8 protein-coding genes are annotated in these 11,176 nt (G+C 72.3%); 2 read left to right on the forward strand and 6 right to left on the reverse strand.

Translation table 11 applies throughout. The features are described 5' to 3' along the window. Window positions 1-198: 198 nt before the first annotated feature. A complete protein-coding gene (locus tag NFU81_RS05840) occupies window positions 199-2,607 on the forward strand; it encodes an endonuclease/exonuclease/phosphatase family protein (protein ID WP_251485708.1) in 2,409 nt (802 codons plus the stop codon). A 222-nt stretch (window positions 2,608-2,829) separates the two neighbouring features. Further along, window positions 2,830-4,236, forward strand: coding sequence for a discoidin domain-containing protein (locus NFU81_RS05845; RefSeq protein WP_251485664.1), 1,407 nt, complete (start codon window positions 2,830-2,832; stop codon window positions 4,234-4,236). Between the two features lie 85 nt (window positions 4,237-4,321). On the opposite strand, the gene NFU81_RS05850 is transcribed toward NFU81_RS05845, so the two are convergent. The 6 genes from NFU81_RS05850 to NFU81_RS05875 all read right to left on the reverse strand — a co-directional run bounded on the left by NFU81_RS05850 (window position 4,322) and on the right by NFU81_RS05875 (window position 10,798). Beyond that, on the reverse strand, window positions 4,322-5,257 hold the full coding sequence (locus NFU81_RS05850; RefSeq protein ID WP_251485666.1) for an NADP-dependent oxidoreductase: 936 nt from the start codon (window positions 5,255-5,257) through the stop codon (window positions 4,322-4,324). Between the two features lie 5 nt (window positions 5,258-5,262). Next, on the reverse strand, window positions 5,263-5,781 hold the full coding sequence (locus tag NFU81_RS05855) for a GtrA domain-containing protein (protein ID WP_251485668.1): 519 nt from the start codon (window positions 5,779-5,781) through the stop codon (window positions 5,263-5,265). 446 nt (window positions 5,782-6,227) lie between these two features. After that, window positions 6,228-6,779, reverse strand: a complete 552-nt coding sequence (locus NFU81_RS05860; RefSeq protein ID WP_251485669.1) for an ATP-binding protein — start codon at window positions 6,777-6,779, stop codon at window positions 6,228-6,230. A 288-nt stretch (window positions 6,780-7,067) separates the two neighbouring features. Beyond that, window positions 7,068-7,835 carry an enoyl-CoA hydratase/isomerase family protein gene (locus tag NFU81_RS05865; RefSeq protein WP_251485671.1) on the reverse strand — a complete coding sequence of 256 codons (768 nt, stop codon included), beginning with the start codon at window positions 7,833-7,835 and terminating at the stop codon, window positions 7,068-7,070. A 69-nt stretch (window positions 7,836-7,904) separates the two neighbouring features. Continuing rightward, window positions 7,905-9,104 carry a L,D-transpeptidase gene (locus tag NFU81_RS05870; protein WP_251485672.1) on the reverse strand — a complete coding sequence of 400 codons (1,200 nt, stop codon included), beginning with the start codon at window positions 9,102-9,104 and terminating at the stop codon, window positions 7,905-7,907. A 512-nt stretch (window positions 9,105-9,616) separates the two neighbouring features. Beyond that, a complete protein-coding gene (locus NFU81_RS05875) occupies window positions 9,617-10,798 on the reverse strand; it encodes a L,D-transpeptidase (RefSeq protein WP_251485673.1) in 1,182 nt (393 codons plus the stop codon). Window positions 10,799-11,176 lie beyond the last annotated feature (378 nt).

The following is an 11,176-nucleotide window of genomic DNA, read 5'->3' on the forward strand; positions in this document are numbered from 1 at the left end:
ATCTACGCGCGTATCTTGAGGCCGATCGCGCCCTCCCCCGGACGGGGGTGACGCGCCGTCACCACCAGTCGCTCCCCCCGAAGGAGAACCCCTCCGGTGTCGCACCCCTCTGAGGCCGCCGAGGCGTCAACCCGTCCCACCCGATCCCTTCCTGCCGGGCTCCGCAAGCGATTCCTGCCGATCGGCATAGCCGGTGCCATGGTGATCGCCGGGGTCGGCGTGCACGCCGCCTTCGCGGCGCCGTCCGCCGACGCGCTGATCGCCGAGGTCTACGGGGGCGGCGGCAACTCCGGCGCCACGTACACCAACGACTTCGTGGAGCTGGCCAACGCCGGTGCGGCCGCGGTGGACCTGGGCACCTACAGCGTGCAGTACCTGCCGGGAGCGCCGTCACCGACCTCCAAGTGGCAGGCCACGCCGCTGACCGGGTCGCTGGCCGGCGGCGGGCGCTACCTGGTCCAGGAGGGCGCGGGAGCCGGCGGCAGCACCGCGCTGCCGACGCCCGACGCCGCCGGCGCCGTCAACATGTCCGGCACCACGGGCACCGTCGCGCTGGTCTCCGGGGCCGACCCGCTGACCTGCCTGACCGCGGCGGACTGCGCGGCGGACCCGCGGGTCAAGGACCTGGTCGGCTACGGCACGGCGCTGGTGCACGAGGGCAGCGGCGCGGCGGCCGGCGCGAGCAACAGCGACTCCGTCACCCGCAGCGCGACGCTCACCGACACCGACGACAACGCGGCGGACTTCACCCCGGGCGCGCCCACCCCGCAGAACTCGGGCGGCGGCGGTGGCCCGACCCAGCCGCCCACCACGCCGCCCACCACCCCGCCCACCACCCCGCCGACCACGCCGCCCACCACGCCGCCGGCCGGTACCGAGGCGAAGATCCACGACATCCAGGGCGACACCCGCAACTCGCCCTTCGCCGGCAAGCCGATCACCGGCGCGACCGGCATCGTCACCGGCGTGCGGGACTACGGCTCGTCCAAGGGCTTCTGGATGCAGGACCCGAACCCGGACGCCAACCCCCGTACCAGCGAGGGCATCTTCGTCTACACCGGCGCGAGCCCGACCGTCGCGGTCGGCGACAGCGTGTCGGTCGCCGGCACCGTCTCGCAGTACTACCCGGGCGGCGCCGCCGCCGGCGCGCAGCCGATCACCGAGATCACCAAGGCCACGGTGACCCAGGAGTCCTCGGGCAACGCGCTGCCCGCGCCCGTGGTGCTGAACGACAAGAGCGTGCCCGACGCCTTCGTGCCCAGCGCCGGCGGCGGCAGCATCGAGGACCTGCCGCTGCGGCCCGACGAGTACGCGCTGGACCTGTACGCGTCGCTCGAAGGCATGAACGTGCAGATCGACGACACCCGGGTGGTCGGCGCCACCGACCCGTACTCGGAGCTGTGGGTCACGGTCAAGCCGCGGCAGAACCCGACCAGGCGCGGCGGCACCCTCTACACCGGCTACGACCAGCCCAACTCCGGCCGCCTGATGGTGCAGTCGCTGATCCCGACCGCCACCTCGCCCTTCCCGACCGCGAACGTCGGCGACACCCTGGGCGGGACGACCGCGGGTCCGCTGGACTACAACCAGTTCGCCGGTACGTACGCGCTCCAGGCCCGCACGCTGGGCACCGTCACGAGCGGCGGCCTGCAGCCCGAGGTCACCGCGAAGGCGTCCACGGACCAGGTGACCGTGGGCACGTACAACGTGGAGAACCTGGCACCCGACAACCCGCAGTCGAAGTTCGACGCGCTCGCCCAGGGCCTGGTGCGCAACCTGCGCTCGCCCGACATCGTGGCCCTGGAGGAGATCCAGGACAACAACGGCGCCACCGACGACGGCACCGTCGCCGCCGACCAGACGCTGACCAAGCTCACCGACGCGATCGCGGCGGCCGGCGGCCCGCGCTACCAGTGGCGGGAGATCGACCCCGTCAACGACAAGGACGGCGGCCAGCCGGGCGGCAACATCCGCTCGGTGTTCCTGTTCAACCCCGACCGGGTCGGCTTCACCGACATCGCCGGCGGCGACTCGACCACCCCGGTCGGCATCACCGGCACCGGCGACGCCACCTCGCTGACCGCCTCCCCCGGCCGTATCGCGCCCGCCGACCAGGCGTGGAACACCAGCCGCAAGCCGCTGGTCGGCCAGTTCACCTTCCGCGGCAAGAAGCTGTTCGTCATCGCCGACCACTTCGACAGCAAGGGCGGCGACCAGGGCATCGACAGCCACCTGCAGCCGCCGGTGCGCAGCTCCGAGGTGCAGCGGGTGCGCCAGGCGATCCTGGAGCACGACTTCGTGCGGCAGCTGGAGACCGCGGACAAGAAGGCGGACGTGGTCGTGCTCGGCGACCTGAACGACTACCAGTTCTCGCCGGCCGTCCAGAGCCTGACCGCGAACGGTACGGTGCTGACCGACCTGGTCAACACGCTGCCGGCGAAGGAGCGGTACTCGTACGTGTACGAGGGCAACTCGCAGGTCCTGGACCACATCCTGGTCAGCCCGAACCTGGACACGCGTGTCGACTACGACGTGGTGCACATCAACTCCGAGTTCGCCAACCAGACCAGCGACCACGACCCGCAGGTCATCCGCCTGCTCCCGTAGCCTTCTTCCCGCCCGGGGCGCCCCCTCTCCTGCCGGAGGGGGCGCCCCGCTGCGTTCCTCTGCGTGGGGGGCGCACGGCACGCCCCCGGCCCGAAGGAACCCGCGGGGTTGACGCGGGTCCGGTGCGGTACTAGAAAGCTCCTGCTCGAAGAGAGCGCTCTCAACGGTTGACCCGGGAGCGCTCAGCCACCCCACATGGCACATCGGGACAGGAGACCACGCATGTCCACCGGACACGCACCAACACCCCCCACCCGCCGCCGGCGCCTCCGGCTGAGCCTGGCCGCGCTGACCGTCGGCGCGCTGAGCCTGGCCGGGCTCGCGGTCACCGCGGCGCCCGGCGGCGCGGCCACCCCCGCCGCGGCGCCCGCGGCCGCACCCGCCGCCGCCCCGGCCGCGGTGCCGGGTCCGCCGGCCGGGTTCACCACCACCTGGAGCGACGACTTCAGCGGCGCCGCCGGCACCGGTCTGAACACCGGCAACTGGAAGTACGACACCGGCCCGGGCAGCAGCTTCGGCACCGGCGAGATCGAGACGATGACCAACAGCACGTCCAACGTCTTCCAGGACGGCAACGGGCACCTGGTGCTCAAGGCCCTGCACAGCGGCAGCGACCCGCGGTCGGGCTGGACGTCGGGACGCGTCGAGACGCAGGCGGCGACCTTCGGGGCGCCGGCCGGCGGCGTGGTGATGATGCAGTCATCGATCCAGCAGCCGAACCTGACGACCGCCAACGGAGCCGGCTACTGGCCGGCGTTCTGGATGCTCGGCTCCACGCTGCGCACCGGCACCACCTGGCCGACCTCAGGCGAGGTCGACATCCTGGAGGACATCAACTCCCGCAGCTCCGTCTTCGGCACCCTGCACTGCGGCACCAACCCCGGCGGCCCGTGCAACGAGTCCACCGGCATCGGCAGCGGCGAACGCGCCTGCTCCGGCTGCCAGACCGGCTACCACACCTACGCCGTGCAGATCGACCGCTCCGTGTCGCCCGAGCAGATCCGCTGGTACCTCGACGGCAGCAACTACTTCACCGTCAACTCCAGCCAGGTGCCCGCCGCGACCTGGACGGCCGCCGTCGACCACCCGTTCTTCATCATCTACGACCTGGCGATGGGCGGCGGCTTCCCGGACGCCTTCGGCGGCGGCCCGAACGCCGCCACCGTCTCCGGCGGCCAGATGAACATCGACTACGTGGCCGTCTACAACAAGGGTCCCGGCAGCACCACTCCGCCGCCGGCCGGCGGCAACCTCTCGCAGGGCAAGGCCGCCACCGCCTCCTCCACGGAGAACGGCAGCTTCCCGGCCGCCAACGCCGTGGACGGCAACACCGGCACCCGCTGGTCGAGCGCGTTCAGCGACCCGCAGTGGCTGCAGGTCGACCTGGGCGCCAGCCACACCATCAGCCAGGTGCAGCTCAACTGGGAGGCGGCGTACGGCAAGGCCTTCCAGATCCAGACCTCGGCCGACGGCACGACCTGGACCACCGTCTACAGCACGACCACAGGAACCGGCGGCAACCAGACGATCAACGTCAGCGGTAGCGGCCGCTACGTGCGCGTCTACGGCACGCAGCGCGGGACCGCGTACGGGTATTCGCTCTACGAATTCCAGGTGTTCGGCACCTGACCGCCGCCGCGGGCTGAGCATCGCCGGCCCCTTCCGAGGGGCGGGTCGGACCCGGGGTCCGGCCCGCCCTGCGGTGCCCGGGGGGTCAGGGCAGCAGGACGATCTTGCCGCGCAGGTGGCCGGCCTCGCTGGCGCGCTGGGCGTCGACCGCCTCGGCGAGCGGGTAGGCCCGGTGGATCGCCACGTCGAGCGTGCCGGCCGCGTGCAGGGCCAGTGCCTCGGCGAACGCGGGCGCACCGAAGTAGCCGTCAGGCCCCGCACCCGAGCTGAAGGCGACGCCGTACTCGCCCGCGGTGAGCGGGCTGCCGATGGTCAGGACCCGGTCCTTGGCGCCGGTCAGCTCCACCGAGGCGGCCAGCGACTCGGCCAGGCCGGTGGTGTCGAAGGCCACGTCGACCCCTTCGGGGACCGCCTCCCGCGCCCGGTCGACGAGCCCGTCGCCGTAGGTGACCGGAATCGCGCCCAGCCGGCGCAGGTGCTCGTGGTTGGCCTCGCCGGCGGTGCCGACCACCCGGAGCCCGCGGGCGACGGCGAACTGCACGGCGAGGATGCCGACGCCGCCGGCCGCCCCGTGCACGATCAGCGTCTCGCCGGGGCGCACGTGCAGCTCGTGGAGGGCGCGGTAGGCGGTCTCCGCGGCCACCGGCAGCGCCGCGGCCTCGGGGAAGCCGAGGGAGGCCGGCTTGGCAGCCAGTTTGGCGGCCTCGGCGAGGGCCAGCCCGGCGTACGCCCCGGTGACGGTCGGCCCGAAGACCTCGTCGCCGGCCGCGAGGCCGGTCACGCCTTCCCCGACGGACTCCACCACTCCGGCCGCCTCGATGCCGGGCACGTGTGGCAGCTCCACCGGGAAGACCGCGTTCATGTACCCGGCCCTGATCTTGTGGTCGAGCGGGTTGACCCCCGCCGCGCGCACGGCGATCCGCACCTGTCCGGGGCCGGGCTCGGGTACGTCGATGTCGAGCGGGTGCAACACGCCGGCTGGGCCGAACTCGTCGAAGGCGATGCCCTTGGCCTTGGTCATGGAACTCACGATCCTTGCAGCAGTCGGGACCCGGAGGTGTAGGGAACGGCGGTGCGCCGCCCGGCGTTCCCCATCCTTGCCGCCTGGCGCCGCAGCCGCTCGGGAACGCGGGCAACGCCCGGTGTCGCGAAGACCACATGCCGCAGCAGCAGGAACCGCGCTGTCCCGGCGAGCCCGGAGGCACCGAGGTAGACGCCCTGCCGCAGCAGCACTCCGCCACCGGGGTACAGCCCGTCGAAGGCGAGCATGGCGCCGGTGGTGAAGGCGTACGACAGCGCGACGGTCAGCCCGCTGGCGGCGTGGTCGCTCCATCCGGCCCTGCCGCGGCCGAAGGTGAAACGCCCGTGCAGCTCGGTGGCCAGGACCGTGGAGGCGACGGTGACCACGGCGTTGGCGAGCGCGAAGGGCACCCGGTGGCCGATCAGCAGCAGCACGCCGCTCGCCAGCAGGGTGACGCCGCCGCCGCAGATGACAAAGCGGACGAAAGCGGCGACGGGTCCGCTGCGTGCCGTCGGCGCGGCCATGGTCAACTCCTCGGTCGGGGGCGGCCGCTGGGCGGCGACCGGCTCATGGACGACTCTGTCGCGGCAGGCGGCCCCGGCCCATCCGGCGCATCCCCCATTGCGGGTTAGGGCTACCCCCACCCACACCTCAGGGTTTACCCGAGTCGCATCAACCCGAGAAAATATTAGAAGCCCATGAGGAGAATTTCCCGTGATTTTCAAGGCGCGTGGCGCACATCACCCACACATCGCTCGGCAGATTGCCGCTTATGTCTTATATGAGCACGATGCCGGTTTGCCTCGGCCGGGGTGCGCGTGCCAGAGTCGTGACAACGGCCGCACGACCCGAGCACAGCCGTTCCACAGGCGCCGCGGACCACACCCCCCTGCTCCGCGGCGGTCACGAAGAGGCCCCTCCCGCTGTCGCAACCCGACGCGAGGGGCCTCTTCGCATTCCGTCAACGGAACTACCGCTCGGGCACCCGCAGTTCGAACCAGCTGGTCTTGCCGCGCGGCTGCAGGTCGACGCCCCAGCGGTCGGAGAGCCGGTCGACGAGGAAGAGGCCGCGGCCGCTGATGTCCAGCTCGCGCACCGGCAGCAGGCAGGGCAGCGCCCGCGACGGGTCGCGCACCTCGACCCGCACCCAGCCGCGCCGCCGCCGCATCCGCAGCCCGAAGCTGCGGGCGCCGGTGTGCCGTACGGCGTTGCCGACCAGTTCCGAGACCAGCAGCTCCACGGTGTCGCCGTACTGCGGCAGCCCCCACAGGCGGATCACCGACAGCGCCAACCGGCGGGCGGTGGAGGCGGATTCGGGGCGCGAGGCCAGATGGACCTCGGCGACCGACGGGTCGCCCAGGAGGTCGAGGACGCCACTCGCGGCTTCCGCCGCGTCAGCCGCGTCCGCGGCGTCGTCGGCGGCGTCGGCGTCGGCGGCGGCGGCGGCGAGTACGGGCGTGGCACCCGCGGCGGTATTCGCGTTCACCCGCTGCGGCTGCTCGGAACCACCCCTGCCCGCCATGGGTTCATCATGGCCGCACACGTCACAGCCCGGGGTGCGACCGAGGGAATCAGCGAAGAGGAATGACCCGTTCCATCCCACTGTTTCGGCATATTCCGCTGGCAAGAATCACCCCTCGGCAGCCATCCCCGCCTGCGGTGTTGGTGAAGCCAACCATCCCGGTGATCGGTGGCGGCCCGAAATTCCTTAAGGCTGGCTTAAGACTGCCTTAAGGTAGGCCGCCACCGGCGGGCTACGGCCCTTCGAGCACCTGTACGGGAATCGTACAGATCTCGCGCGGCCTCCCGCTCAGCGGAATTCGGCCTTTCCGGGACCCTGCTCGATGAAGCTGCGCATCCCGGTCTCGCGGTCCGCGGTCGCGAACAGCCCGGCGAACAGCGCGCGTTCGAGGGCGAGCCCGCTGTCCAGGTCCGCCTCCAGGCCGGCGTCCACCGCCTCCTTCGCCGCCCGCAGCGCATAGGCCGGCCCGCGGGCCAGCCGCCCGGCCCAGGCCAGCGCGCGCGCATGCACCTCGGCCGCCGGGACCACCTGGTCGACCAGCCCGATGGACAGCGCCTCCGCGGCGCCCACCATCCGCCCGGTGAAGATCAGGTCCTTGGCCCGCGACGGTCCGACCAGCCGCGCCAGCCGCTGCGTGCCGCCGGCGCCCGGGATCAGCCCGAGCAGGATCTCCGGCTGCCCCAGCCTCGCGTCCTCGGCGGCGATCCTGATGTCCGCGCACAGCGCCAGCTCGCAGCCGCCGCCGAGCGCGTAGCCGGTCACCGCGGCCACCACCGGCTTGGGAATCCGGGCCACCGCCGTGAAGGCCTCCTGCAGCGGCCCCGAGCGGTCCACCATGTCCTCGTAGGACATGGCCTGCATCTCCTTGATGTCCGCCCCCGCGGCGAACACCTTCTCCCCGCCCCACAGCACCACCGCCCGCACGTCGGGCCGCGCCCCGGCCTCCCGGGCGACCTCCCTGAGGCGGTCCTGCATGGCACTGTCCAGCGCGTTCATCGGCGGCCGGTCCAGCCTGATCGTGCCGACACCGTCGTCGACTTCGAGGGTCACAGTCATCCCGCGAGCCTACGACGACGGCCCGCACCCCTGCGAGCAGGGCGCGGGCCGTCGACGGCAGGCAGGTGGTCAGGCCTTCCACTGGCTCCAGGTGAGGTTCCAGCCGTTCAGGCCGTTGTACCACTGGACCGTCTTGTCCTTGGAGTTGATGACCTGGACCACGTCGCCGAGGATCGAGTTGGTGTAGAACCAGGCCGCCGGGGTGCTGGGGTCGCCGGCGCCGCGGGTGTCGTGCAGGCCCACGCAGCCGTGGCTGGTGTTGCTGTTGCCGAAGACCGAGGGCGCCGCCCAATAGTTGCCGTGGATGAAGGTGCCGGACGTGGTCAGGCGCATGGCGTGCGGGACGTCCTTGATGTCGTACTCGCCGCCGAAGCCGACCGTGTCGCCGTTCATCCGGGTGGTGATGTACTTCTCGGAGATCACCATCTTGCCGTTGTAGGTGGTGTGCGCGGGGGCGCCGGAGGAGATCGGGATGGTCTTGATCGCCTTGTTGTCCCGGTAGACCGTCATCGAGTGCTTGGCCGCGTCCACGATGCTGACCTGGCGGCGGCCGATGGTGAAGTGCACCTGCTTCTGCTGCTTGCCGTAGACGCCGGGGGCGCCCTCGACGCCCTTGAGGTCCAGGTCGAGGGTGACCTTGGTGCCGGCCGCCCAGTAGTCGGCCGGGCGGATGTACAGCTCCTCGCTGCCGTTCCAGCGGGCCGCGACCGGGACGGACGGGGACGCGCTCACCCGGACGCCCTCCTCGACGGCCTTCTTGTCGGTGATCGGCCGGTTGAACTTGAGGTAGACCTCCATGCCGACGCCCACCGTGGAGCCGTCCTCGGGCGTGAAGTAGCCGACGAAGGTGTCCTTCGGGGTGACCGTGGTGAAGGTCGAGTGCTTGTCGGACTCGCGGCCCGCCGGGTCCTTGGCGGTGGCGTCGACCGTGTACTTGGTCGAGGTGTCGAGGTGCCCGGTCGGCGTCCAGCCGAGCCCGTCGGCACTGATCTCGCCGGGCACCTCGGTGCCCTTGTCGTCCTTGACCACGACGGTGGACAGCTTGCCGCCGGTCGCGGCGACCTTGAGGGTGCCGGTGGTGGCCACGTTGTCGGCGCCGTCGCCCGGCGCGATCGAGACGACCGCGGTCGAGGCGACGGTGTCCGCGGTGGCCGACGGGCTGCCGGCCGGCGCCTTGGGGTCACCGGCCGCGGAGCCGCCGCTGCCGCTGCCGCCGCCGCTGCACGCCGTGCCCAGCAGCAGCAGAGCGCCGAGCGCGAGCGCCGTCATATTTCTCCTGATGCCAGGCGCCACACCTATCGGCTTCAATTCCGCCACTCCCCTGCGCGCTACCCGCACTCACTGCCCTGGACTCCCCCGGACGGCGCTAGACAACCACACCTTGGGCGTGCTCGGGCACCCTGCTATGTCACCATTCCGTCCCAGACAGCTGTGTACCCGGGCACGGTGTGCGTCAGCCCCCGCGGCGCCGGCCGTACGGACGTGCGAGCCGCGGGCATATCGGGGCGAGCGGTGCGTCCCGGTGCGTTTCAGCCCTTGCGTGGGCCGGTCGGCTGGGACGGTCGGGGCTTCGGCTCGGTGCTGCACCCCATTTTCCGGCAGTCCGGGTTCGAGCAGGACATGGTGTCACTCCTTGCTGTCGTGCAGGCGTACAACCGTGCGCGCGGGCGCCGCGGGCAGGCTGCAGCGTTCGACACGTGGTCGTGAAGATCGACGCACGAAGGAGTGATTCGGTTCCACCTGGCGGGAGTTCAGCGGTTCGAATTCGATGAGAACGGGGTTCAGAGGGCCGAACCGGCCGTCCACTGCTGCCAGCTGAGGTTCCAGCCGCTCATGCCGTTGTCGGGGGCGACCGTGGTGTCGTGGGAGTTGACCACCCGGATCGGGTCGCCGACCAGGGAGTGGGTGAAGAACCAGCCGGCCGGGGTGTCGGCGCTGCCGCCCTTGGTGTCGAGCAGCCCGATGCAGCCGTGGCTGACGTTGGTGCGGCCGAAGACGCCGGGCTCCGACCAGTAGTTGCCGTGCACGAAGGTGCCGGAGCGGGTCAGCCGCATCGCGTGCGGGACGTCGGGGATGTCGTACTCGCCGCCGAATCCGACGGTCCTGCTGTCCATCCGGGTCACCGCGAACTTCTCGGCGATCACCATGACACCGTTGTACGTGGTGTGGTCGGGGGCGCCGGCGGAGACGTCGAGGCTGCGGACGACGCGGCCGTCCCTGCGGACGGTCATGGTGTGGGTCGCCGCGTCGACGGTGGAGCGCTGGTCGCGGCCGACGGTGAAGTGCACGTCCTTGGACTGGGTGCCGTAGACGCCGGGGGCGGCCTCGACGTCGCGCAGCCGCAGCCGCAGGGTGACCCGGGTGCCGGGGCTCCAGTAGCCGGCGGGGCGCAGGTCGAGCCGCTGATCGCCGAACCAGTGGCCGACGACGGTGGTGGCGGGCTCGGCGCCGACGGTGACGCCGCGTTCGACGGCGGCCCGGTCGGCGACCGGGCGGCTGAAGCGCAGGGTCACGATCATGCCGTCGCCGACGGTGGCGCCGTCCTCGGGGGTGAAGAAGCCGATCACGGTGTGCTGCGGCACGACCGTGGTGAAGACGGCGTGCTCGGCGGCGGCCCGGCCCTGCGGGTCGACCGCGAGGGCGTCGACCGTGTACTGCGTGGCCAGCGCGAGTTTCCCCGCGGGCCGCCAGCTGCGCCGGTCGGCGGAGAGGGTCCCGGCGACGGGGGTGCCGTCGGCGGACTGCGCGATGACCTGGGTGAGGCTGCCCTGCCGGACGGTGACGGCGAGGGAGCCGTCCGCCGGGACGTCCTTGGCGCCGTCGCCGGGCGCGAGGGCGATCACCGCCCGGGACAGCTGGGGCGCGGCGGTCGCCGTCCGGCCCGACGGTTTGGCGTCGGGGCGGCCGCCGCCGGCACCCGTACCGCAACCGCTGACCGCCGTCGCGCACAGCGCCGCAGCCATCCATGCACCCGCACCCGCGCGCAGCGCGCGCCTCACCGCTTTACTCACGCCCCGTCAACGACGCTACCGGCACCGGGGAAACGCGCCACGCGGCCCGTATCGGCGCGGCACCGGCGGCCGCCGGGGGTGAGTCCGGTGCCCCGGAGGGGAAGGTATGGGGCAGGGACACGGCTGGCCGCCGGGCACGGGACGCCCGGGCGGCGCCACAGCCGTGTCCGAGCCGCGGGAGGAAACACGTGTCGGAGACACGCGAGATCGGCGTATCCGGGTGGGCGCAGGGCTCCCCGCTGCCCCCCGCGGCGCCCGGGGCGGGGCCTGGCGCGGACGCCCGCAGACCGCCTGGCGGCAGCGGTGGCGGCGCCCTCGCCGCTCCGCCGC

The sequence above is a fragment of the Actinacidiphila cocklensis genome (assembly GCF_907177275.1).
Lineage (GTDB): Bacteria > Actinomycetota > Actinomycetes > Streptomycetales > Streptomycetaceae > Actinacidiphila > Actinacidiphila cocklensis.

Bases quoted from the DNA above. Each gene is read 5' to 3' on its own strand.
- NFU81_RS05840 (WP_251485708.1), top strand. From the start codon at position 199: ATGGTGATCGCCGGGGTCGGCGTGCACGCCGCCTTCGCGGCGCCGTCC.
- NFU81_RS05875 (WP_251485673.1), bottom strand. From the start codon at position 10,798: ATGGCTGCGGCGCTGTGCGCGACGGCGGTCAGCGGTTGCGGTACGGGT.
- NFU81_RS05860 (WP_251485669.1), bottom strand. From the start codon at position 6,779: ATGGCGGGCAGGGGTGGTTCCGAGCAGCCGCAGCGGGTGAACGCGAAT.
- NFU81_RS05850 (WP_251485666.1), bottom strand. From the start codon at position 5,257: ATGACCAAGGCCAAGGGCATCGCCTTCGACGAGTTCGGCCCAGCCGGC.
- NFU81_RS05845 (WP_251485664.1), top strand. From the start codon at position 2,830: ATGTCCACCGGACACGCACCAACACCCCCCACCCGCCGCCGGCGCCTC.
- NFU81_RS05855 (WP_251485668.1), bottom strand. From the start codon at position 5,781: ATGGCCGCGCCGACGGCACGCAGCGGACCCGTCGCCGCTTTCGTCCGC.
- NFU81_RS05870 (WP_251485672.1), bottom strand. From the start codon at position 9,104: ATGACGGCGCTCGCGCTCGGCGCTCTGCTGCTGCTGGGCACGGCGTGC.
- NFU81_RS05865 (WP_251485671.1), bottom strand. From the start codon at position 7,835: ATGACTGTGACCCTCGAAGTCGACGACGGTGTCGGCACGATCAGGCTG.